The sequence below is a fragment of the Lacinutrix undariae genome (genome assembly GCF_052934785.1).
In genome coordinates this window covers 2,897,501-2,922,225 of record NZ_CM128809.1, presented here as the reverse complement: position 1 = coordinate 2,922,225, position 24,725 = coordinate 2,897,501, and the positions used below count along the sequence as shown (strand labels likewise).

Sequence of the window (24,725 nt, the reverse complement as noted above, 5' to 3'; positions counted from 1 at the left end):
TTTGGATGGTTGTGGTTTTGTAGTTTTTTAATTGCTATGGATGTTATGGGGAGGTCGGGGTTTGATGTGGGGTTGTGGGGTTGTGGGGTTGTGGGGTTGTGGGGTTGTGTTGTTGTGTGCATCTCGATACAATTTATTCGTTCCTCTTAAATCACTCGATGTGACATGGTGTGATTTGTTTGTTCTTGATTTGCTTGATGTGGTGTTGTGGTTTTCTTTTATTCTACGTTCTTTTCCATTGCTGAAAAGCACCAAAAAGCTAGACTGACTATCATTTTCTTGAATTCTACAGACTACTCCACTAACGCGTCCAGACCGTTACTCTGCGTTTCACTCTTTGGACGCTTGCCGTTTTGTAGCCTTTGAATTGCTACGGAAATTATAGGTAGGTCGGGGTTTGATTTATTCGTGCCTCTTAAATCATTTGGGCATCTCGATACTATTTACTCGTTCCTCTTAAATCACTCGATGTGACAAATGATTAGGTACTCTCCTACTTTATACTTGGTGGTATCTGGATACTGTTTGTTTGTGGTTCTTAAATTACTGGATGTGATGTGGTGTGATGGTTTTCTTTTGTTCTCTATTCTTTTCCATTGCTGAAAAGCACCAAAAAGCTAGACTGACTATCATTTTCTTGAATTCTACAGGTTACTCCACTAACGCGTCCAGACCATTGCACTGCGTTGCACTCTTTGGACGCTTGCCGTTTCATAACCTTTGAATTGCTACGGAAATTATAGTAGGTCGGGGTTTGATTTATTCGTACCTCTTAAATCATTGGGGTTTGATGTGGGGTTATGTTGTTGTGTGCATCTCGATACAATTTATTCGTTCCTCTTAAATCACTCGATGTGACGTGGTGTTGTGGTTTTCTTTTATTCTACGTTCTTTTCCATTGCTGAAAAGCACCAAAAAGCTAGACTGACTATTATTTTCTTGAATTCTACAGACTACTCCACTAACGCGTCCAGACCGTTACTCTGCGTTGCACTCTTTGGACGCTTGCCGTTTTGTAGTCTTTGAATTGCTACGGAAATTATAGGTAGGTCGGGGTTTGATTTATTCGTGCCTCTTAAATCATTGGGGTTTGATGTGGTGTTATGTTGTTGTGTGCATCTCGATACAATTTATTCGTTCCTCGTAAATTACTTGATGTGACATGGTGATGTGTATATGGATTCTGTTATAAAATGTATTTTTTACATTGCTACATCAAAAAATCCTGTATTTTTTTAAGCATTATTTCTTTACTTACTGGTTTTGCAATAACATCATTACATCCTACACCCAATGCTTGCTTTTTATCTTTTAGAAGGCTGTATGCTGTAAGTGCAATTATGGGTAAATGAGGGAAGTCTTTGCGAATTGCTATTGTAGCGTCAAATCCGTTCATGACAGGCATTTTTAAATCCATTAAAATAATGTCTGTTTCTGGGTTTGCTTTAATGACCTCTATAGCTTCCTTACCATTTACTGCGTTGATAATATTACATTTTGAAGGCTTAAGCATGTTTGTAATCATTTGCATTCCAATGGTATCATCTTCAACAATAAGTACTTTTTTTGCAGATAAATCTTGCAATAAAAAGGGCGTGTCTTTTTGTTTGATATTAGTTATTTCATTTTCACTAATTTGTAAAGGGAAGACAAAAGTAAATTCTGACCCCTTATTCAATTCTGACTGAACTTTGATTGTTCCGCCCATAACTTGTGCTATTTTAAGTGAAATAGCAAGACCAATACCTACTCCTTCATATTTTCTGGTATGAGAATCATCCACCTGTCTGAAAAATTCAAATATTATTCCTAGTTTATCTTCGGGGATACCAATTCCCGTATCTTTCAGTTTGATGGATAAACAATTGTCTTCTTCGATTTTAAGTGCTAATGAAATTTCACCTTTATGGATGTATTTGACCGCGTTTTTTATAATATTAGACATCACTTGCATGACCTTGGGTTTGTCTGTAATAATTTTTTTGGTTACAATACTGCTATCAATTTTGTAATCTATACTAACTTGATCATTTTTATTTGACTCCATTAATACTTCTTGCAGTTGTTTTTTCAATTCAAGATAAATATCGCGAATAAATACTTCTTGCTTTCGCATTCTTATTTCAGATTGCTCACTCAAGGCAAGGTCAAAAACATCTTCAATAATATTGAGTAAATTTGAACCACTTTGATGGATTAAATTTGAGAACTCTTTTATAGATTCATCATTGGTCATATCAGGAATAAGATTGCTAAATCCAAGTATATGATGCAATGGTGTGCGAAGTTCATGGTTCATGGTTGCTAGAAAGGCTGATTTTAAGTGGTCGCTTTCTTCGGCTTTTAATTTAGCTTCTTCAAGTTGATTTAAAAAAATTATGTTTTCTGTAATATCTTGAGCCACACTAACAAAATGTGTTATTTTGTTATTTTGCTTTATAGGTGATATTGATTCTTTTGTCCAAAATATTTTTCCGCATTTTGCTTTGTTTTGTAGTTCACCTTGCCATGTATTTCCTGCTAATATTGTATCCCATAGATTGGTGTAAAATGATTTGGGCTGCATTCCTGAATTTAAAATGGAAGGATTCTTACCCTGGGCTTCGTTTAATTTGAAACCAGTTATTCTTTCAAATTCAGAATTAACAAAAGTTATTACTCCTTTAGTGTTGGTAATCATGATGCTAACAGGGCTTTCTTCAATAGCCATACTAAGTAATCTTAATTTTTCTTCATTTGATTTTCTAACAATGGCATTTGAGATAATATCAGCAAGTAAGTTAAGAAATTGATTGTCTTTTTCAGACCAAGGACTACTTAATAAAACGTTATCAAATCCAACAAAACCTTTGAGTTGCTTTTTTGAATACACAGGCAACACCAAAAGTGATTTTATATTTTGACTTTCAAGTATTTCTTGCTCTGCTATAGCTTCGGGAGGCATTTTTGAAACATCAGAAACATCAATAATTTCGTTATTGAAAAGTTTCTGCATCCACCATGGGAAAATGCTTAAGGGTAGGTTTTTCAAATTATTTATTTCTGCAGACACGCCTTTAGCACACCATTCATGTGTATTGGTCATGGTTTCATGTTCGGTATCAATCATGAATAAATAAATTCTTGAAGCTTGAATTATATCAGCTAATTTTGCAAATGATTGGATAATACAGGCGTCAATATCTTTAGCATGAATAAATTGGGATGAAATTTCACTTAACAGTTTTTCTATTTCAAGTTTTTGATAGAGTTGTAATTCAGATTTTTTGCGCTCTGTTATGTCCTGATGAACACCAGACATAAGTAAAGGTTTTCCATCATGAGTCCATTTGGTTACTTTTCCGGTATCAAGCACCCAAACCCAATGCCCGTTCTTATGTCGCATTCTTGCTTCGGTTTTATATTGAGAAATTTCTCCTTCAAAATGAGCATTGAGTTTCTCGTTTGATATTTTTAAATCATCAGGATGCACAAGCTGATTCCATGTTTGAATATTAACTGGTGATAATTCTTCAAGAGAATACCCTACTGCCTCCGCCCATTGTTCATTAAATATTGTTTCGCCGGTTTGAATATTCCATTCCCATGTACCAATATTTGCATTGCGAATTAAACTGGTAAACTTTGAATTCTCCTTTGTCTTATCGGTTATATCTGTGAAAATTGTGATAAAATATTCTCTTACCGGAGAATAAGCATGTACGCTGTAGTACTTGTCTAATGACTTGGAGTATTGCTCAAAGATTTCTTCGGAATTCTCAAGTGCAACTTTACCATATAAGCTTATCTGATTGGATTTGTCTTTTTCAGTATTTGGTATGGATTCTTTTAGTGTTTTTCCAATGATATTGGTTTTGTTGAGTCCGGTAATGTTTTTGAATACTTCATTTGCTTCGATAAATTCATAATCAATTGGTTTCTCATTTTCATCTAAAACTATTTTATGTAGTGCATAGCCAAAAGGGGCATTTTGGAAACTATTAATTTTGTTTATCATATTGCTCATTAATATTTCTGTTCAAAGATAATAGGCTTACTGTGCTGTTTATTTTAGCATGTTTTACAACGTGTTTGTATGCGAGGATTTTCCGTAGGAAAATTTGAAGTAGTAAACAATTGACGGCCTTAGTTTTAGCTAAAAATAGCAATTTTATGTATACTATAGTTGTGCTTTATTGTTTATTTTAAGATTTTGTTTTCGACAACTAACTAAAATTAGATATTTGTATTTCTACTCCGTGAAATTGCATCATTCTACAATGACGTATTTATATACTATGTTGGTAACGGTTTTTTATTTTTTCAGGAATTTAATTGCATTTCCGTTTTTGAATTTTAAGAGATATAGGCCATATGCATTAAAATTTTTCAAATCCTTTTTTACTTAAGTGACTAACGCTTTTGGTTGATTTTCTCTTAACAGCTTTTGCTATTTAGGTTATTTAATTAGATTAGTATTGTAATTTTTTAATAGCTGCATTTGGATTTCTCTATCTTTTTGAAATCTTAAAAATGCCAAATCTTGTGTTTATCTGTTTTGGGTTTTTCATGATTATACAATATTTAATAGGTATTCTTAATCAAGCTACTTTTCAGAAATAGCGTGCTAAAACTAAAATGTAAGTGCAAGAAAAACAGTGTGTAGCTATAAATTTTTAGTGTTTATGATTATATTTTTAAAAAAATAAAGATTAGCTTAGCTTAAATTTTAAAAATATAATCATGAAAAAACTTTACATTTTATTTATTCTTTTAGCTCAAGTTTCTTTTGCTCAAATTAGTATTGGACAAATAAGCACTTTTACTGGTGAAAGTAATTTTGAAGGTTGGAATAATTTAAACTCAGCATTTACCCCGGTTACAGTAGCTGGTGGTTTTTTAACTGCAGATGGGTCTGCATCTATACTTCCTGGATTATTACCTCCTAATAGATTAATTATAGATAACATTACTAATTGGGGAGGAAATTATACAAGTGTTGGTGTTGGAGGAATTAGATTTAAGGCAAGAAACTTATCTGGCGTTGATATAGATCTTGTAGTACTTTTATTTGATGATCAAGGTGCTGAAGATGTTACAACTGCCGAATCTACAACTATTACAATACCTGCAACTGCAACAAATTTTGAAATCTATACTATTCCTGTTACACCTTCGGCATTAACTGTTAGTGGATCAATAATGCTTAGCGATTTGCTTATTAATGTTTTTGGAATTTCTATTTCTAGAGTAGATAATAATGGTGATGGTACAGAAAGTCTTGATTTTGATGATATTGAAGCTGTTTCTGTTGCTCAATTATCTGTAACAGATTTTTTTACAAATAATACTACTGCTAGCGTATTTGTAGAAGCTGGATTTTTAAATGTTATAAATAATAATGCTATAAAAAATATTAGTATTTATGATATTACTGGTAAATTAATTAGTGAAACATTAGGGGATAAAGCCAGCGTTAATACACTAAGTAATGGTGTTTATATTGCGCTCATTCAAGATAACGCAGGTAACACAATCTCTAGAAAATTTATAAAATAAGTTTTTAAGACAGCTAACAAATAGCTTCTTGAAGCTTAGAATGATTGCCATTTTAAAGTTTATACAACGGCTTTAAAATGGCTTTTTTGTTTTAAGTTCTTTTGCATATCTATTTTAAAAAGTTGCTTTACACTAAACCTCCTAAAAGCTTAGATTTCATTTTACAGAGGTTACTGATGACTTGTTGCTAAGGTTGTTGTATGTGATTTAAGTAATTAGTTTAGAAAATAAAATGGAATATAAAATACGTGAGGACTTCTGTAAGCCTAGTAGAACTAGCTATTAATTATATAGGGTGTTGTAAAATGTTTTTTTTAATCCTTCGTAATTACAATGTATATAATATTTTTTTCCACTTTTGGTTTTAATAATTGAAAATTGAGGTAAGTTAATCCTCTTAAATTTATTGACTTCTGATATTTAAGTCCAGTCAATTTCTTTTTTTTTGAATAAATTTCTTATTATGAGTTTTTTCTTATTTTCTTTTATCCAGTAAGAGAATATTAAGTTACCAAAGAAAAGTACCATTGCTAAAATTCCAATTATCAGAAATGGTATAGAATTCAGGTAACTGCTTTCTGTTAGGTTTCCGAAGATTCTAATTATTCCGCTATTAGAATACATGCTGATAAATCCGATTCCAAAACCAATTGACCATATTGTCAAAAAAAAGTAAGTAAAAATACCTGTTTTAATATTCATTTATAAGTTTAGATTTTGAGTCTGTAAAATGTTTTACAACTTAGTATATATGCTATTGAGGTTACTGGTGCTAATATAAATATTATGAAGCGAAGGTTGTTAGAGTTTTTAGGAAAAGGGATGGTTTGTTTAATTTTTACTTCATAAGTCACTGGATATAACATGGTGGTTAGGGTCTCTCCTATTATTTTGGACTTAGTTAAATATTTTTTTTAAAGAATTTATGGTTAAAAAGTTTAGTTTGTTTGAAGTGAGAAAAAATTAAGAAACTAACAGCAATTGATGTAAATAATAAATAACCAATTAATGAGTTTTCAGTTCCAAATTTTTCAGAAGCTAAACCTAAAATAATACTAGGAACTCCAAAACCTAAATAACCAAATAATAAGTACCCAGAAACGACTCTGGGTTTTTCTCCTGGATTAAGTAATGAAACACCTTTAAGTGTACCAAAATAACCAAAGCCATAAGCTACCATACCTACTATAGCACACCCTATTAACACAAATGATAAATAGCCATAGATGCTACCAAAGGTTAAAGAGGTGAATCCAATAGGCAGTAAACAATAGGAGATTGTCATACAATGTTGTACTGAAAAACGTTTAGCTATAGGTAAGCATAAAGCACCTGTACCATTAATTAAAAATAAACATAAACCGCTCCAACCTCCCAAGTTGAATTTTGATATTTGAGTGGGGATGATAGATATTACAACTCCAGTTGCGGCCCAAAACAAGGCGACTGATATGTTGAATTTTAACGCTCCTTTAGGGTATAAAGGAAGTTTTATCATTTTTTTGTTTTTATCAAATTTAGATTCGGGAAGTGTTGTTGTGATTAGTAACCAAGTTAAAGAAATAATTAGTAAAACCCAATAAGTAAGCGGGACTAAAGTTGTATAATAGGCTAGATATATACCCGTAAATAAAGCGCCACTTCCAAAACCTAAAGCGGTAGCTAGTGCTACAATATTAGAGGATTTAGTTTCTTTGTGGCTTGTAAACATATCTGAAAGAAAGCTACTACCTGTAGATATTGACAGTGCCACAGCAGAACCAACTAGTATTCTTGAGGCAAATAACACATATAAATTTGGGTAAATACTAATTATTAAAATAGAAAGTGTAGATAGGAATAAGGCAATTAATAGTACTTTTTTCTTACCAATTTTATCTGAAAGTCCACCAAATAATAATGCTGTTGGTAGAAGTCCTCCAATATAAGAAGCGAATGCAAATCCAACCATTCCAACTCCAAAATTTTCATTTTCTGTATATATTCTAAAAAGTGGCATTTCTAAATTAACAGCGGCGGTAATTAAAAATAATACCCCTGTAATGATATATATGTTTTTTGTGTTAGTATTCATATTTGTGAAAATAAATTACAACTTTTAATTTGGTAAAGTTAGTTTATTACATTTTTCAATTAGGTAGCTTATATGATACAAAAAACAGAGGCTTATTGGTAAACGTTATCTTTATTAATTTATTGTAAATTAATTACTTACCCTACTTGTAATCCTCATGTTAAAGCAATCTTCTTGTACAGGGCAAGTTGTTAATGCAAAGAGAAGGCATATTACTAAACCTTTTTAACTATTATCCTTAATAATTAGGTTGTTCTAGAGATCAAATCTGTTATTTAATCCAAAAGAAAGTGGTTTATTGGCCCATTTCCTTTTCCTAGTATTTTGTCTTTACCTTTATCAATAGCATGATTTACATATTCACAGGCCTTGTTTACTGCATTTTCTAGATCATAGCCTTTGCTTAGAAAAGTTGCTATGCTGGATGATAAACTGCAACCTGTACCATGTGTATTATTTGTTTTTATTCTTGGGTTTCTAATAATGAATATTTTATTGGTTGCATATTCATACAATATATCAAGCATATCTTCTGTTGTGGTCTCTAAATGCCCGCCTTTTAATAGTACAGAAGTTTTAAACTGTAAGCCTATTTCTTTTGCCGTAGCTTCAGCATTACTATTGTTAATAGAATGCCCAATTAAAACCTCTGCTTCCTTACTGTTTGGTGTTATAAGAAATGCTTGTGGTAATAGTTTTTTTAAGCAATTGATAGCATCATCTGTCATTAATTTATCTCCTGAAGTTGCTACCATTACAGGGTCAATGATTATATTTCTTGCATTGTATTTAGCTAGCTTTAAAGCTACAGTATTAATGATTGCGCAAGAATGAAGCATCCCTATTTTTATTGCATCAAAATTAATATCGGTAAATACTGCGTCTAATTGCTTTTCAATATGCGAAACAGGAATACTGTGTATATCTGTTACTCCTTGTGTATTTTGTGCTGTAGTGGCTGTAATTACACTTGCTGCAAATGCTCCGCATGCCGAAATGCTTTTTATATCTGCTTGTATACCTGCGCAACCACCTGAGTCGCTTCCTGCAATAGTTAATACGCTTTTATAAGCTGTTTTCATAATTTCCATGATTCTTTTTTGTAGGCACTATCCCAGAACATCCATTCTAATTTTGACGCTTTTTCAAAGGCCGTATTCATTTTGTTTGTTATCTCTGGAGATACTGTGCTTGCATGTTTGTTAGTGATTTCAATAGCCATTTTTACTGAGTTGGCAAAAGCTTCTCCTCCGTATGTATTTATCCAATCTTGATATGGATTATTGTCTTTGTTAGTTTGATTTGCTAAAATATAATCTCCAATTTGTTTGTAGATTGTAAAACACGGAAGTACCGCTGCAAGTCCTTCTTCTAAAGACTTTGTATGTGCCATACGCGACAGGTAACTTATATAAAGTTCACAGGTTGGTGATGAAATATTTGTAGCTGTATTTTGTTTGAGGAAATTTTGGTGCAAGGCATTTTCTACATTTATTATTCCTGTTGCTGCATCTAAAAAAAACTGAGTGTCATTTTCATTAGAACATTTGATTCCTACTTGAGCCAAAATCTTTTTATATTCAGACAAGTAAATAGTGTCTTGATTGATATAAAAATAGAATACTTCTTTTGGAAGTGTTCCAGCTAAAAGCTCTTTAATAAAAGGATGTTCTTTTATTTGTTGTACTATAGATTCTGTTTGTATACTTATTTCTTGATACCAGTTTGACATATCTTTTCTTTTAATTGTTTTGTTGCTTGTTCTGGGTCTTTTGCTTGTGAAATAGCTGTAACTACTGCAATGCCATCTGCTCCATTTTGCAGAATACTTATTGTGTTTTCCTTGTTAATACCTCCAATACAAATAATGGGTTTATTGCTTACACTTTTTATTTTTTTTAAACCTTCAAGACCTAATGGAGCCTCTAGATCTTTTGTTTTTGTGTTTGTGCTAAAAATTGGTGATAATCCAATATAATCCACTTCAAGAGTATTTGTTTCAATGGCTTGTATTTGGTTACTTACAGAGAGTCCAATGATTTTATCGCTTCCCAATAACTCTCTAGCAACAGTTGCAGGTATATCTTTTTGGCCAATATGCACGCCATCAGCATTTATAGCCAAAGCAATATCAATTCTATCGTTTATAATAAGCGGAGTATTGTGTTTTTTACAAAGTTTTTTTACAGCTACCGCCCGTTCATAGAACCGTTTCGTATTCAGTTTTTTTTCTCTTAATTGAACGATATTAGTCCCTCCTTTTAGACTAGATTCTAATACCTTTAAGAATTGCGTATCATCCGTTATTTGCTCATCTGTTACAAACATTAAATAATAATCTGCTTTTTTCATTCTTCTTCTGCTAATTGGTACAGCGCATCTATAAAATTCATTTGAAAACTGCCCGAACCTCTTGATATTTTTTCAGCCATATCACCTGCCTTTCCCATTATTTCCATTGCATTATATGAAGCGTTATGGTAATCTGTATTTATTGCGGCACAAGCCCCAATAATACTGGTGGCAGTACACCCCATACCTGTGACTTTGGCCATAATTGGACTTCCACTAGTTACTTTATCAATAAGTTCGCCTGTTATGATGTAATCTGTCTCTCCACTTACAACAACGGTATTGTTGAGTTTTCTTGAAAGTTCTTGAGCTGCAATTAAGGCGTTTTCTGAATTTATAGTACTATCAACCCCTTTAGTACTAGTGCTAAATTGTGCTAATGCCATAATTTCTGAAGCATTTCCTCTAATGACTGAAGGCTTATAGTTTTCTATAATTTTTAGAGCAGTTTCAGTTCTATATTTAGACGCACCTACACCTACTGGATCAAAAATAATTGGTTTATTAATTTCCTTGGCCTTCTTCATCGCTATTTCCATAGCTTGTACCCATTTTGGACTTAAGGTTCCCATGTTAATTACCAATGCTGATGAAATGGAAGTTATATCTTCAACCTCTTCTATTGCGTGTGCCATTACAGGTGAAGCACCAATAGCAAGTAAAGCATTGGCTGTATTATTCATTACTACATAATTAGTAATGTTATGAACTAAGGGTGATTTCTCGCTTAGATCTTTTAATGTTTTATTCAATTGAATTTTTTCAATCATTGTTTTTAATATTATTTTAATAAAAAAGCCGTTTTCACAACTGTGAAAACGGCTTGTATAATTATCATCAAATTATTTACAATCTTCGTTTCCCTACGCTGTTATTAAACATTTCAGGTTCATAGGGTATAATCTCAGCCATATTAAGGCACCCCTAACGGTTTGGTAAAAGTTATTTTTATGTTACACAGTTTATTGTTTTAATGGGTTATGTTGCTGTGTATTTTAAGCACTAAAGTTAGTAAATAAATCACAGATAGAAAGTCTGCGAGGACATTTGTAAATCATCTAAAACTAACAATTAATTTCACAGAGTGTTGTAAGCTGTTTTTATTCCAACTGTTTAATGATTTCGATATTGTATATTTCAATCTTATTTAAAAAACTAGTTACATTTTTGTGTTCTGGTCTGTACCAGTTTTGTGTTCTGAAATATTTATCTAGTTTTCCATTTTCAATGAATTTATATCCATAACGAGCATATATTTCATTTTTCATTATGCTTAATTCATTTTTGGACATTTTTCTTAGTTCATTGGTATCTAGTTTCATAAATGAAGCTTTTCCATACTTGCCATAATAGATATTATCAAATACAATTTTTGTTCTTGTTCCGATTTCAAATTCACTTTTTTCAATCCAACTAGTCCAAGGATTATTTATTTTTAAGGCTTTAAAATATTCTCCGGATTCGTTTTTATATTTAACGAACTTACCGTTGTGTTGGTCACTCGTTAAATTTCCTGATTTATCAATTTTAATGTTTGTAAGGGTTATATACTTACTTTTCCTAAGGCCTGTTTTTTCTTCCCAATATCCACTTTGAACCTGTCCAATGATACAACCTTCTGCGAAAAATAAATGGAAATCAGATTCGCTTTCACTTTCTCCAAAATGGTAGGTTCCAGCGTATTCAATTTCAAATTTAGGTATCCAATTTGTTAAATCAGATTCATTAATTTCTTGTCCGCCCCAATATTGAGCAAAAGTGAAATTTGATATAAATAATAAAATTATTAATATTCTCATAAGTTTTTTCTCATATGGCTTACAACGCCTTTGTATATGGCTTTTTGCATGGTTAAGCACGAAAGTTAACAAATAAAAACCGAATAGAATATCTGATATGATTTTCTATTCGGTTCACTTTTATAATTAATTTTATGCGTATTTATGGTCGTTATTTATTCTATTTCGTTTTTAGATAAAAATTCTAAAATGAGTTTGGCTATTTCTCTCGTTTTTTCTTCAGCTGCAAAATGGCCAGCATCTAATAAGTGTAACTCTGCATTGGGTAAATCTTTTAAATAAGCTTTAGCACCATTAGCGTTAAATTTTAAATCCTTTTTTCCCCAAGCGATTAACGTTTTGTGTTGATTTTCTCTCAACATTTTTTGCCATTTAGGGTATCGAATTAAATTGGTATTATAATCTTTAAATAGCTGCACCTGAATTTCTCTGTCTTTTTTATCTCTTAAAAATGCCAAATCGTGTGTCCAAGCATCTGGACTTTGAATATTGATATTTGTGCTATCTAAATCAAATAAATATTGCTTGTTTATTATAGCATCTTCACCTGTTAAGCTATATAAAAAATCATGTTTTTTTTGCGATGTATCTGTTTGTGCTGTTCTAAAAAAATCTTGTCGTTTGGGCGTTAAACCATCTAAATATGCATTTGCATTCTGAACAATTAAAGCTTCTATTCGTTTTGGATTTTTCATCATCATACGATATCCAACAGGCGCACCAAAATCTTGCATGTACATCACGTAGTTCTTAATTTGAAGCGTATCAATTAGCTTCTCCGTATAAGCTGCCAACAAATCAAACGTATAGGTTATTGTTTCTGGATCTAAATGTGTGCTGTAACCCGAGCCTAAATTATCAGGCGCAATAACATGATAATGCGTTGCCAACATAGGAATTAAATTTCTATAACTATGTGAAGACGATGGGTAACCATGTAGCAACACAATGGTTGGATTACTTTTATCTCCTGCTTCTCTATAAAATAGTTTTACACTATCAATTTCTGCATAATTATACGTTGTAGCTGGCGGTAAAAAGAACTGTTTTTCATTCTTTTCAGTTGTATTTTGACACCCAAATATAGAGGCTATAATTATTAAAACTAGTGCAAATTGTTTCATTCTATATGTCTATTTATTTAGATTTTTCATAAAAAATCTCATTTTTGTAATAATAGCATCACCATCTTCTTCTAAAGCAAAATGACCTGTATCGTAAATGTTGTAATCTATGTTTTTTACGTCTCTTTTAAAAGCTTCGGCACCACTTTCGGGAAAAAAAGCATCATTTTTACCCCAAACTATTAATAATGGTGGTTGATTATCTCTTAAATACTGTTGCCATTTTGGATATAGTTTTATATTATTCTGATAATCATAAAACAAATCTAAATTTACGGCATGTGCGTTTGGTCTAGATAATCTTAAAAAATCTAAATTGTAAGTATCTGGGTCTACAGTTTCAGTATCTCTAACCCCATGTGTGTATTGCCATTTTAAACCTTCTAAAGAAAATGCAGGTAATATAGCATCTTCGTTTTCTATAGTTCTATTTTTCCAAAGTGCTCTTATTCTGGCCCAAGCCTCACCTAAACCTTCTTCGTAAGCATTTCCGTTTTGGTTTATAATTGCCGTAATTCTTTCAGGATGTGCTGTGGCTAATCTAAAACCAATAGGAGCACCATAATCTTGAATCATTATAGCATAAGAATTAATCTTTTTTTGCTCTAAAAAGGAGTCTACAACTGTTGCAATATTATCAAACGTATATTGAAACGTTTCAGCATCTGGAAAATCACTATTACCAAAACCAGGATAATCAGGAGCAATTAAATGATACTCGTTAGATAATTGCGCTAATACTTTTCTGTATTGATACGATGATGCAGGAAAACCATGCAGTAAAACAATGGTTGGGTTATTAACATTACCAGCTTCTCTATAGGCAATGTTAATGCCATTAACTTCTAGTGCTTTATATTTTAAGATTGATTTTTGATTTTCACTAATCGCTAATGAAGCGTTAGAACCTTTATCTGTTTCTGATATTACCTGCTCTTTACAAGAGCTGATAAGTAAAAAGATACTTAAGGTTAAGACTAAGTTTTTCATAATTTAAATTTAGGTCTCAAAAGAACTTTGAGAGATGTGAATAGAAAAGTCATAACCTGCATTTGTACAGGATATGACTTTTTTCTTTGTGTTTTAGTTTCTACCAGCCATTACACCACCATCGGTATCCCAAATAGCACCTGTTACCCAAGCCGCTTTGTCTGATAATAAGAAAATGATACTATTAGCAATATCTTCTGATTCACCAAAACGACCTATGGGGTGAAAGCCATTAAAGCCAACCAATGCTTTTTTTGCAGCTTCTTCACCACCAAAAACACCATGATACACAGGCGTATTTACTAATGCTGGCGATACGGCATTTACACGAATATTATCGTCTGCTAATTCCATTGCTAAATGTTGAGTTAACGAATGTAACCCCGCTTTTTGCATAGAATATGCCGTAGAAGGCGTTGCTTTTACAGCTTGTTTTGCCCACATAGAACCTACATTTACAATAGCACCTCCGTTTGTCGCTTTCATTTTTTTAGCGGCACTTTGCGTGATAAAAAAGAACCCTCTATTTAAATCTAAATACGAATTGTAATCTTCCATGGTATGATCTAAAAAAGGTTTAGGACCAAAAATCCCTGAAGCATTTACTAAATAATCTAAGCTATCTAAAGCATCAATCTTAGTTATTAGCGCCTCAACTTCTGTTGTATTAGAGATGTTTGCTGTGTGTTTAATTAAGTTTGTTGCATCGGCAATTTTATCGGTATTTCTTCCTACAACATGTACCGTTGCTCCACCTTCTAATAATGCATTTGTTGTTGCATTACCAATACCACTTGTTCCGCCAATGACTAAGGCTACTTTGTTTGTAAATTCTTTCATTATATTTTTATTTAATCATTAATTAAAGACAGACAAGTCTGTCTTTGTTTGTGTAAATTTTTTTAAGATATTATTTTTTCGCATAAATTTTTAGCCTCTATAATAGGCCAATCTTCTTGATGCAAGTGGCTTTCTCCTACCGCACTTTCGTATAGTAAATAAATTTGTCTAGCTAGTGAACTAACTTGCGCGCTTTTTATATGTTCTAGATTATTGGTAATAAGTTTGGTGATAAGCGCAATAAATTCGTTTTTTTGAGACTGAATTTCATGTCTAATAATGGCATTGTCTTTTGGTATTTCTGAGACCGTTTTAATACACCAACATCCATTAAAATCTTTGTCTTGATAAAATAATCGAAGGAAATCGAATATCGCTAAAATTTGATCTGTTCCTTTTGGTTTTGATGTAGTGAACTTTTCAAAATCTTCAAGAAAATTGATATTCTTAAATTGAAGATAGGCCAAACAAATCTCTTCTTTAGATTTAAAATGATTGTAAAGTGTGGCTTTAGCAATACCAGATTCTGAAATAATCTGATTTATACCCGTAGAATTATACCCATTCTTATAAAATAAAAATGAGGCTGTTTCAGTAATTCTATTTTTTACTTCACTATGTTTCATGTTGCAAATATATAATAAAATATTTAAAACAGACAAGTCTGTCTATTTTGACATTTAATTCTGTAATTAGCTATATTATTCATTCAACATTTTACAACTTATAAAAGCAGACTGCTATGCTACTTTGAATTTTATATGTGTGATGAATTTTCGTTTTACATGAGAAAAGCAACTCCTTATAAAATGAAGTTGCTTTTTGATATATAACCTGTATGATGCTGTTATTTTCTAAGCTAATTTAATTATAGTTCTACCTTTTAATTGTCCTTTTAGCATCAAATCAATTTTTTTATTTAATTCATTTAAACTGATTTCTGTAACAGCATCTGATAATGTATCTGTTTTCCAAGTATTAGATAGTTTATGCCACACCTCTACTCTATACGACATTGGATAATTCTGTGAATCGATTCCAATTAAAGTGATGCCTCTTAAAATAAATGGGAATACGGTAATTTCTAATTTTGGTGAAGCCACATTACCGCAGCAAGTTACTGCGCCCATGGGGTTTGTTGCTTTAATTATATTTTGAAGAATTATTCCACCAACAGTATCTATACCTCCCGCGTATATGGGTTTAAGTAATGGTTTATTTGCCATGTCTTCAAAATCTTTTCGCATAATAACCTCATTTGCCCCTATGCTTTTTAAGAAATCAACCTCTGTAGCTTTACCTGTAATTGCTACTGTGTGATATCCTAATTTATTTAAGATACTAAGACTCACCGAGCCAACTCCTCCCGTAGCTCCTGAAACAACTATTGGTCCGTCATTTGGTTTTACAAGTTGAGTTAGTTTTAATACAGACATTCCTGCGGTTAATCCTGCAGTACCAAAACACATGGCTGTTTTCATACTAAGATTTTCTGGAAGTTTAACTGCCCATTCAGCTGGAACTTTCACATATTCAGCAAACCCACCATTGGTATTCATCCCTAAATCATAACTTGTTACAATTACTTGATCAGCGACTTTAAAGCTGTTAGATTTTGAAGTAACGACAGTTCCAACAGCATCAATTCCTGGTGTGTGTGGATAGTTTCTGGTTACTCCTTTGTTTCCTGATGCCGATAATGCATCTTTATAATTTAAAGAGCTATAGCTTACTTTTATAAGTAATTCGCCTTCTAATATTTCAGGAAAAGGCATGTCTTTTATTGATGATATATAGTTGCTATCTTGTTCTTCTACTCTAAAAGCTTTGTATGTTGATTGCATATTCATGTGTGATATTTTGTAGGTTTTACTTATTTTTACATCAAATCTCGTTAAAAAAATACGGGTATACAAGGGCTTACAATTGGTGCTGATACGAACATTTTGTGCTGATTTGTCTGTTTATAACACGTAAAGGAATATATAAAAATGAAAAAAAGTTATTGCCCAATAGATACGTTTATAAATACTATTAAAGGAAAAAGAAAGGGCACTATTATTTTGCATCTTTTTCAAGGGCGTAAAAGATATAGTGAATTGGTACGATTAATGCCTGATATTAGCGAACGTATGATGACTAAGCAGCTAAAAGAACTAGAAATTGATGGCTTAATTACTAGAACTGTTTTTCCTGAGGTTCCACCAAGAGTAGAATACAGTTTAACCGAATTGGGGTGTGATATTCGTCCGGTTTTAAAAGCGATGTATAAAGGTGGTTTATTGTTTGAGGAAAGTATCACTAAAGCATAAAGCTTTATTAGAAAGAGATGGCTATTATTAAGAGTTATGTAGCTTCTCTGTACGATTATTTTAACTTATAGAATTATTGAGGTAACAAATGATGTTATATGAAAACTATAAAAGATTCTTTTAAGGTTGTATTTAATGCCTGTTAAGCAACAGTTTGTTTAAATGATACTAAATAGTCTATAAGCTTTGTTTTAAAAATCTTTTCTTTCTTATAAAATGTAGTATCGTAATCTTCGTAGGTTTCTTCAATTTTCCATCTTTCTTCATCAGTTTTACACATGCTATCTATCACATATCTTCTTTCATTCTGATTTTTGGGTACTCTATTGTTGGGGAAAGTTTTTTCAATTTCTAAAAGGATATTGAGGTAAGGTGTCATTTTTATTTCCTTTAAAGCTAATTTGGTTTCTAAAAAGTGATCTACTGTTGCGTTATCAATAAATTGAGTTATCCCTCCATTATCAACTTGTCCTTTCATATTTAATAAATAAACTAAGTTTTTAAGAGGGTTTTTAAAGTCCTCTATATGATTGTAGTCCATATGCCTGTTGTAAACGGCATCGTTAATTATATCGAATTTTTCATCAATATTTTTACCCACTAATTTATTAACATCAATAATCATATTTAAATTGGCTCTTTAGTTTTTTACTATCGGAAATCATGACCATTATTATTCCTAAGTATGATTTCCTGTTTTTTTTTTTTATAATGACTGCTAATGGTTTTGTGATTAGTTTTTATTCTAACATTTCTAAAAGCAATTCAGATTCGTTAAGCTTTGTTAGTTTATATTTCCCTAAAGGAAATGATGTAGATTCATTTTTATATTTTATTTCTAAAATAGAGTCTTTAGAAATCTCCCATTTTCCACTCCCTTTTTGTGGCTTTTCTATTTTAGTTGAGCCACACATTACTGATGTTATTTGCCAATTAATTATTTTATTTTTCTTAAACTCGTAATTGATTCCTGAATATTTATTTTTTATTTTTTTTCTTTTAATGAATCGCAAGAACCCTCTGTTTTCTTCGGTTATAAGTTCCATTGCTGACCAACAGCCAATTAATTCAGATTTGGTTTCTTGGTTATTTGTTTTGTTAAATATATTTCCGACATCTAAAAAAATGAAATTAGAAATCAGTAAAATGATTAGTAACTTTTGCATATCATAAAATTAATAAAATATTATTTTGTGTTAATTTCTCAAATTAAACATAGTAGTTTTGTATAAGAATAGTTATGGGTTGTATACGAGAGCTTTCCGAAGAAAATTAGATATCACAAACCTGTAACACGCTTTGGCTAAGTGCTAAAGTAGCAGTTTTTTATATACTGGCTTTTTTTGATATATTGGTTATTTATTGTTGCTTTTTGTTTACGAAACTGATTATAGTTTATTGATATTGTGCTCACTAGTGCTAATATAGCTGTTTTAGTAAAAGGATTGTTATGGTTATCTGTAAAATATTGAAAATAATTTATTACTTGTAGTTTGGCATCTGGATATTGTATTCAGTTTGTGATTACACGTGTGTGGTTGTGACACGTGTAATTATTTAGAGCGCGATACGGGTGTTATTGCAGCTCTCTACTATAAAAGCCGTTGATAAAAAGCATATTTCTAATTGCACTTGATACGTCTTTATTAGAGACGATTCTTAAAATATTATCACAATCTTCAAAATCAAAACTTATCTCCTTTATTTGATCTAAACTAGAAAGTAATTTTACTATTTTTTTCTGATCATTATGACGTAAATTTGTTTTAAAAACTAATATCATTGTCTTGTTTTTTTTGAATTAATCTTTTGTTTCTCAAATTTAGCACAAGTGGTTTTATTACTCCTCCTATGATAGGTCCGATAATTAATATTCTAGGAATAAAGCTATAAATGATTGACTTCCATGTAATAAAAAAATCAGAAAAACTTGTATAATTATTAGATAGAAGGGCTAATAAGGTGCTTAATAAAAAACCAAGAGATGTTGAGAATAATAGTCCAAATAACACACCTTTTATGTGCATGTTTTTAATATTACTATGCTTATATATTAGATTGTTTATTTTCTTAAATAAAATAATTGCTATTGGTGCGACAATTAACAAACCTATAATATAAAATGGAAGCCATTTTTTTATAAAAGATTCATCTGGCTCTAACCTTAAATAGGTAATTATGGAAGAAATAATACCAAAAATGACGGATAAAAGTACTGCTTTTCTTATTTTTTTTTGATTTGATATACTCATTATTTATTATTGAATTTTGTGCAACACAAATGTATTTAAGATAATAATACTTCGTTTTTACATTTAACTCATATGTTTGTATATTCAGGTCAATCTTATGTTTATGAAAAAAAAGGTCTACACAATTACTGACGATAACTCATTATTGCATTTAACGTTTGAGCCACCGTATAGAACTCATCATAAGTATGTAAAGGATGTTTGTGTATTAATTGTAATTAGCGGTTGTTCTTTGTATTATACGTCTAACGGAAGTGTTGAACTTAAGCCGAAGGATATAATTATATTTAATAATGATAACTTTATTAATACATGGAAAGCCTCTATCGACCAGTGTGAGGTGGTTATTTTGAAATTAACTAAAACATACTTGAATGAATTATACAAACCTAAATTTATTGGTTTAAACACAAAAGAACCTGAGGTTTCGTTTGTTGTTTTTTCTTCTGTAATGCTAACTCAATATACAGATAGTCTGAAGCTTTATTTGGAACAGCCTAATTACTTAACAGAGCGATTAATGAAGCTTAAAGTAGAAGAATTAATTTGTATTTTATCTAATGAAAAATTGTTTCCAAATTTTATAAATCAGATAGAGTTTGATTTACATCATAATAATGATTTATTAGTTAAAACCGTTAGGCATAATTTATTTAACCCAATAAATGTAGAGGAATTTGCTTTCTTATGTAATATGAGTTTGTCTACTTTTCAGCGAAAGTTTAAAAGTAGATATAATACTTCTCCTGCTAAATATATAGAAAAACAACGGATTGAAAAAGCTAAATTATTATTAGGTAAAACACATTACTCAATTACAGATGTTTGTTATGAGATAGGTTTTGAAAGTCTTTCTCATTTTTCTAAAGTGTTTAAGAAGAATTGTGGGTTTTCACCATCTGATTACAGGAAAAATAGGGTCTGAAAATCTAAAAAAAAATATAATTATTTTTACAGACACCTGTTTAAGAGTAAGTTAGTATTTTATCCTCCTAATTTCATCATGATTTTTCTTATGTCCAGATTTTGAAGACCAATTAATAGTACATCCCTCTACAAAATCTTTGTTATTAACTATATATACTTTATTCTCTTTAGGGAAATCTTGCATTATAAAATTAGGTGTTTTTACCGTGTAAAATCCCTTTTCTGTGTTTGTTCCGCCTTTAGCGAAATAAACCATACCTGCAATAGTTGGGCCTTTAAAACTCTCTTCATCCTTATTCATTTTTTTATGCACCAATATTCTTTGATTACAAGGCACAAAAGAACGTCTGGAACCTCTCAATTGCGCGTTTATACCATACTTAACTAGTACATTTGATATAATAGAGGCCGTATCAAAAGTTCCATAAGCGTGACCATTAATAGCATTTCCTTTTTTATCTCTTTGTCCTTTTTTTGCGCTTAAAAATCCGGATGCTATAATTAAACCTGCTTCACAACTAATAGCTGTAACATTATCAATAAAAACTTTACCGTTTTTTATTGTATGTGGAGATAAGGTAACTGCTGCTTGTCCGTTTTTACAAACTATATTTTCTGCATATGCATTACGTATTCCTATACTTTTATCTTTTAAATAAGCGTTATGTACAGCACCAGTTTCTAAACGCAATGTAGCACCTCCAACACCTTCTAGTTTTTTGAATAATACGTTTTCAGAAGCTTGGCATTGTACGACTCCATATCCATAATGAGCATTTACTGAGGTAATATTTTCTACAATACCATTTTTGGGGAATAGAAATTTATCTTTAGAAAACTGTTGTAAATTCATTGTTATTGCAGAAAAACGAGTAAAATTATCGAACACTTTAAAGTTTGCTATTTTAAAATTTTGAACACCTCCTAATGCCACAGCAATAGTACCTCCATTTCTATCTTCACCTGAAATTCTGTTTGTGAAATCAAATATAAAAGGTGTTTTATTATCGGTACTATTAATACTGATATTTAAAATTCTTCCTTTATTTTTTTTACTTTTTCCTACAGAAAACAACTTAATTGCTTTAGCGCTCTCCGATTTAAAAATAACACCAGGTTTTACTCTAATATGAACTCCAGACTTCACTTCTACTTCATCATTTATTATATAGGTATTATTATTTCCAGAGGCTTTAATTGTTAAAATGCCACCACCTTCACTACTTACTTTGTTTATTGCTTCTTGAATTTGATTAGCATTATTTAAAGCGCTAGGTTCTAAAATATCTAAGCTATAAGAGTTAATAATAGGATTGTAAAAATGGGTATCTGTGGGTATTTTAACTTCTTGTGCGAAAAATGTTATTGAGAACATTAATAATAAGACTGTTACTTTTAATTTCATAAAAAATCAGCTTTTGTATCTTTTAATATATGACTGTTTTTATATCACACTAGTTTAATTAATTATTCATTTTCAGGATGGAATTACTTAGTTGCTTTTTTAAGTTGTGTACATGCTTGTTTCAATTACTAAATTTATATATTTCATGTAGCTTTCTGTTTTGTATTAAAAAGATCTATCGATTTTTCCGTTTGTAAGAATACAAAAGATTGTCTTTAAGTAGGTTTTGTGGCCTTCATATAATGGTTTTGTATGCGAGGAATTTCTGATAAAAAAACAGATATTACCAACACGCAATGCCTTTGATTGAGTGTTACTTCGCAATTATTTTCACACAGTGTTGGCGTTAGTACTTATTTCCACATTTCAATTAATTCTATCACCGCTTTTTTTATCCCGCTATAAAATTCTCCATTTTTAAATTCAGGTATTATTGTTTCCTTCATTACTTTTTTGCAAATTTCGTCAGTTAAAACGAGTGCTGTTCCTGTTCCAATTGCAATTCCAATTTGTTTGCAAGGGTTACAAATTACTATTGTCAATCCGTTATTTTTTTTGGCAGCTCCAACTCCCCAAGTTTGTCCTAAATCTGTTGCGTATTTTTGAATGTTATTGTAAGGTTTTATACTATCAATCGTTACCACCACAATTTGTCTTGTGGTTTCAATATCATAATCATAAAGGATTTTCGATAATTCTGTTCGTTGTATTTCCGTAAAGACTTGTCCGTAGTCATTTATAATTCCAATAGGTTTCGGGATAGAGCTTTTTCTCATTTCCGAATAATTAATTTCGGTGGTTGACTTTTTAGTTTTCGTTTCTTGCGCAATTCCTCTAAAGGAAAGAAAGCTTAAAGTCAAGAAAAGAATTAATATTTTAGTTCCGCTTTTCATTTTTCGTATTATTGTTAACGATTATGATTAAAAGTTTTGCACCAGCTAAATCGCTGACTGAATATGTTGTTATGTGTTATTTTATTACTAAAAAAATTATAAATTAATTGCAGCTAGGTGAATCACCCTTTAATGTCATTAAAGTATAAGCCGTTTCATACCCAATTTTATGACACATCCATTCTTTCCACTCATTAGAATTTTGGTCTGTTGGTTCTTCTCCTAAAACACAATCTCCCGTTAGTAAAGTGTACATGTAAGCTCCTATTGCTTTATTTAGGTTTCCATGCATGTGCCAGTTATCACTATAAGCAGATTGTAAAGGTATTGCTTCTTTAATTTGGGCATACAATGTGCGAATAGGAATAGCGCGAGCATTTGGTAATTCGGAATTATGAATCATATATAATGCCGTTCCTAAATCTGTACCGTTGTTAGATTCGTTATAACGTTTATCTAATCCGTAAAGCATAGAGTTATCTCCATGATTCCCGTTGTCTTGCATTGGGAATCCTATAGAGAAGTCAAATTGGGAAGGGTTGATGTTGTAACGTTTATTAGGTTCAAAATTAGTGTTTGCTCTACCATAATTAAAATTAATTGGAGGTGCACCATTGTTTACAAGTGTTCTGCTTGATTGTTCAATGATCCATTGTAAGCCATTTAAGATACCATTTTCAGAGCTTGTTCCTGTGTGATTGTAATTTAGTACATTATCATCAATATTACAGCTTTTATAAGGTGAAACAAAAGAATATTCTCCTGTATAATGTACTTTATCTGCTTCGTTAGTTTTGGTTGTTAGTGCTGCATCTGCTATTTCATCATCATATATGTAATCAGATGATTTAGCACTTTTATTAAGTATTTGAGCGTAAATAGAAGCTGCTACTAAATAAGCACCATTTGGTGTGGGATGTTGGTTGGCTTCATCTTTTTTTGTAGATGGTAAGTCTTCCCAGGCTAATCCAGCAGCAATGGTTTCAACTTCAACTTTTGCACCATCAGCTGTACGATATGTGTATTCTTCAAAATGATTAATAGATACTGTGGTTGCTTCATCTTTTGGCCACATCATTAAAAGTAAAGGTTTTGCATGTCCTTCAGCTATTTTTGAAACAATTTTATTAACTCCTAAAGCGTAATATCCTGGTAATTTAGCAACAATATATGGATCTGCACCTATTACAACGTAATCCCATTTATTAGCACCTTGTCCAGCTAAATTTTCTAGTCTTTCTGACTGACCATCTGGCCAGTAATAATATTGCATTAACGAATGCGCATAATGATTTGCACTGGTAACTGTACTTGCTTGACCTAAACCATAAGTAACGTCTTTACTTTTATAAATATCTTCAAAAGCAATGTTCACTTCTAAATCAAAGGATGTGTCTTGTGATAAAATATTATTTAATTCTGTAGTAATATTATTTGAAGCAAATGCTCCATAACTGTTATTGATGGATTGACTTGTACCAATGACTAAAATATTAAGTTCACCATCGCCGTTAATATCTGGTGAAATTTGAATTATTTCTTCTTCTGGTGCTGTAGATGAGTCATCTGAAGAGCAAGCAGTCATGAAACTTAAAGAAGTTAATAATAGTATACTTAAGCTATTAAGAGGTAGCGTATTTTTTGTTGTAAACTTCATTTTTGCAATTAAATTTTAGCGATTATTATATAGTGTATATAACAGTTTTAAAGTAAAAAAACCTACCTATAATTATTATTATTATTATTATTATTATTATTATTATTGATTTGCAACGTTAAGTTATTGAGCACATGGTTTTTTGCTAAATCACATCTTACGTAACTTTAGGTGCTTAGTTGCATGCTTAAGGAGTGAATTTAGTAAATAAAATCTGAACGGAGAAATTCCGGACGAAATTACCAAGTGAGTTAAAAATAGCAATAAAGCTTATATGCTGTTAGCCTCTGGGCTATTCTTCTTTCAGTTCAAAATATTGTTATAATGCATTAAATATAGCTATTGATTTAACGAGTATTTTTTCGAGAACCTTGATGTAATTATAGTAAAAGCATCATTATGGTTATCTGTAAAAGAAAGGGAATAATTTAATGGTTTTAGTGTGGCATTTCTGTGCTATTTATTCGTTCTTCATAAATCATAGGATGTAAAAAGATTATTAATGGTTGTTTTTGGGGTAATCCATTAAAAGTGAATAGATAATACTCTAAAATATTTGTAA

The 24,725-nt window shown here is 31.2% G+C and carries 23 protein-coding genes and 1 riboswitch; of the genes, 3 read left to right on the top strand and 20 right to left on the bottom strand.

Features of this window, described 5'->3' with window-relative positions; translation table 11 throughout:
- Positions 1-1,210: 1,210 nt before the first annotated feature.
- Complete coding sequence (locus tag ACU4C5_RS13115) at positions 1,211-3,997, bottom strand: PAS domain S-box protein (protein ID WP_446844664.1); 2,787 nt, start codon at positions 3,995-3,997, stop codon at positions 1,211-1,213.
- A 725-nt stretch (positions 3,998-4,722) separates the two neighbouring features.
- On the opposite strand from ACU4C5_RS13115, the gene ACU4C5_RS13110 reads away from it, so the two are divergent.
- Positions 4,723-5,538: a T9SS type A sorting domain-containing protein gene (locus ACU4C5_RS13110; RefSeq protein WP_446844663.1), complete on the top strand. Its 816-nt coding sequence runs from the start codon at positions 4,723-4,725 to the stop codon at positions 5,536-5,538.
- 420 nt (positions 5,539-5,958) lie between these two features.
- Here ACU4C5_RS13110 and ACU4C5_RS13105 read toward each other — a convergent pair whose 3' ends face one another.
- The 12 genes from ACU4C5_RS13105 to ACU4C5_RS13050 form a co-directional block, all read right to left on the bottom strand.
- Complete coding sequence (locus ACU4C5_RS13105; protein ID WP_446844662.1) at positions 5,959-6,240, bottom strand: hypothetical protein; 282 nt, start codon at positions 6,238-6,240, stop codon at positions 5,959-5,961.
- A gap of 199 nt (positions 6,241-6,439) precedes the next feature.
- Positions 6,440-7,612, bottom strand: a complete 1,173-nt coding sequence (locus ACU4C5_RS13100) for an MFS transporter (protein ID WP_446844661.1) — start codon at positions 7,610-7,612, stop codon at positions 6,440-6,442.
- Between the two features lie 275 nt (positions 7,613-7,887).
- On the bottom strand, positions 7,888-8,694 hold the full coding sequence (gene thiD, locus ACU4C5_RS13095; protein ID WP_446844660.1) for a bifunctional hydroxymethylpyrimidine kinase/phosphomethylpyrimidine kinase: 807 nt from the start codon (positions 8,692-8,694) through the stop codon (positions 7,888-7,890).
- Entirely contained in the window at positions 8,691-9,344 is a 654-nt protein-coding gene (gene tenA / locus ACU4C5_RS13090; RefSeq protein WP_446844659.1) for a thiaminase II, read from the bottom strand. Before tenA ends, thiD begins: the two co-directional genes overlap by 4 nt.
- Entirely contained in the window at positions 9,320-9,964 is a 645-nt protein-coding gene (gene thiE / locus ACU4C5_RS13085; RefSeq protein WP_446844658.1) for a thiamine phosphate synthase, read from the bottom strand. The genes tenA and thiE overlap by 25 nt, the downstream gene beginning before the upstream one ends.
- Entirely contained in the window at positions 9,961-10,734 is a 774-nt protein-coding gene (thiM, locus tag ACU4C5_RS13080) for a hydroxyethylthiazole kinase (RefSeq protein ID WP_446844657.1), read from the bottom strand. Before thiM ends, thiE begins: the two co-directional genes overlap by 4 nt.
- A 73-nt stretch (positions 10,735-10,807) precedes the next feature.
- Positions 10,808-10,900: riboswitch (TPP riboswitch) on the bottom strand.
- 164 nt (positions 10,901-11,064) lie between these two features.
- Positions 11,065-11,763 (bottom strand): YARHG domain-containing protein, encoded by a 699-nt coding sequence (locus ACU4C5_RS13075; RefSeq protein WP_446844656.1) that lies wholly within the window; start codon positions 11,761-11,763, stop codon positions 11,065-11,067.
- 155 nt (positions 11,764-11,918) lie between these two features.
- A complete protein-coding gene (locus tag ACU4C5_RS13070; RefSeq protein WP_446844655.1) occupies positions 11,919-12,887 on the bottom strand; it encodes an alpha/beta fold hydrolase in 969 nt (322 codons plus the stop codon).
- Positions 12,888-12,896: 9 nt separating this feature from the next.
- A complete protein-coding gene (locus ACU4C5_RS13065) occupies positions 12,897-13,877 on the bottom strand; it encodes an alpha/beta fold hydrolase (protein WP_446844654.1) in 981 nt (326 codons plus the stop codon).
- A 93-nt stretch (positions 13,878-13,970) separates the two neighbouring features.
- On the bottom strand, positions 13,971-14,717 hold the full coding sequence (locus ACU4C5_RS13060) for an SDR family NAD(P)-dependent oxidoreductase (protein WP_446844653.1): 747 nt from the start codon (positions 14,715-14,717) through the stop codon (positions 13,971-13,973).
- 62 nt (positions 14,718-14,779) lie between these two features.
- Positions 14,780-15,343 (bottom strand): TetR/AcrR family transcriptional regulator, encoded by a 564-nt coding sequence (locus tag ACU4C5_RS13055; RefSeq protein ID WP_446844652.1) that lies wholly within the window; start codon positions 15,341-15,343, stop codon positions 14,780-14,782.
- Between the two features lie 228 nt (positions 15,344-15,571).
- Positions 15,572-16,567 carry a YhdH/YhfP family quinone oxidoreductase gene (locus ACU4C5_RS13050; protein ID WP_446844651.1) on the bottom strand — a complete coding sequence of 332 codons (996 nt, stop codon included), beginning with the start codon at positions 16,565-16,567 and terminating at the stop codon, positions 15,572-15,574.
- 141 nt (positions 16,568-16,708) lie between these two features.
- Between ACU4C5_RS13050 and ACU4C5_RS13045 the strand changes: the two genes are divergently transcribed.
- Positions 16,709-17,029 carry a winged helix-turn-helix transcriptional regulator gene (locus ACU4C5_RS13045; protein WP_446844650.1) on the top strand — a complete coding sequence of 107 codons (321 nt, stop codon included), beginning with the start codon at positions 16,709-16,711 and terminating at the stop codon, positions 17,027-17,029.
- Between the two features lie 142 nt (positions 17,030-17,171).
- On the opposite strand, the gene ACU4C5_RS13040 is transcribed toward ACU4C5_RS13045, so the two are convergent.
- From ACU4C5_RS13040 to ACU4C5_RS13025, 4 genes are all read right to left on the bottom strand, one after another.
- Positions 17,172-17,654 (bottom strand): DMP19 family protein, encoded by a 483-nt coding sequence (locus tag ACU4C5_RS13040; protein WP_446844649.1) that lies wholly within the window; start codon positions 17,652-17,654, stop codon positions 17,172-17,174.
- 115 nt (positions 17,655-17,769) lie between these two features.
- Positions 17,770-18,195, bottom strand: coding sequence for a hypothetical protein (locus ACU4C5_RS13035; protein WP_446844648.1), 426 nt, complete (start codon positions 18,193-18,195; stop codon positions 17,770-17,772).
- A gap of 410 nt (positions 18,196-18,605) precedes the next feature.
- Positions 18,606-18,812, bottom strand: a complete 207-nt coding sequence (locus tag ACU4C5_RS13030; protein ID WP_446844647.1) for a hypothetical protein — start codon at positions 18,810-18,812, stop codon at positions 18,606-18,608.
- The gene (locus tag ACU4C5_RS13025; RefSeq protein ID WP_446844646.1) at positions 18,796-19,281 is read right to left on the bottom strand and encodes a hypothetical protein; all 486 of its coding nucleotides are present in this window, start codon (positions 19,279-19,281) and stop codon (positions 18,796-18,798) included. The genes ACU4C5_RS13030 and ACU4C5_RS13025 overlap by 17 nt, the downstream gene beginning before the upstream one ends.
- A 103-nt stretch (positions 19,282-19,384) precedes the next feature.
- Between ACU4C5_RS13025 and ACU4C5_RS13020 the strand changes: the two genes are divergently transcribed.
- Positions 19,385-20,206 carry a helix-turn-helix domain-containing protein gene (locus ACU4C5_RS13020; RefSeq protein WP_446844645.1) on the top strand — a complete coding sequence of 274 codons (822 nt, stop codon included), beginning with the start codon at positions 19,385-19,387 and terminating at the stop codon, positions 20,204-20,206.
- A gap of 51 nt (positions 20,207-20,257) precedes the next feature.
- Here ACU4C5_RS13020 and ACU4C5_RS13015 read toward each other — a convergent pair whose 3' ends face one another.
- The 3 genes from ACU4C5_RS13015 to ACU4C5_RS13005 form a co-directional block, all read right to left on the bottom strand.
- Positions 20,258-21,613, bottom strand: coding sequence for a hypothetical protein (locus ACU4C5_RS13015; protein WP_446844644.1), 1,356 nt, complete (start codon positions 21,611-21,613; stop codon positions 20,258-20,260).
- A 353-nt stretch (positions 21,614-21,966) separates the two neighbouring features.
- The gene (locus ACU4C5_RS13010; protein WP_446844643.1) at positions 21,967-22,506 is read right to left on the bottom strand and encodes a TPM domain-containing protein; all 540 of its coding nucleotides are present in this window, start codon (positions 22,504-22,506) and stop codon (positions 21,967-21,969) included.
- Between the two features lie 103 nt (positions 22,507-22,609).
- Complete coding sequence (locus ACU4C5_RS13005; protein WP_446844642.1) at positions 22,610-24,163, bottom strand: hypothetical protein; 1,554 nt, start codon at positions 24,161-24,163, stop codon at positions 22,610-22,612.
- Between the last annotated feature and the right edge of the window lie 562 nt (positions 24,164-24,725).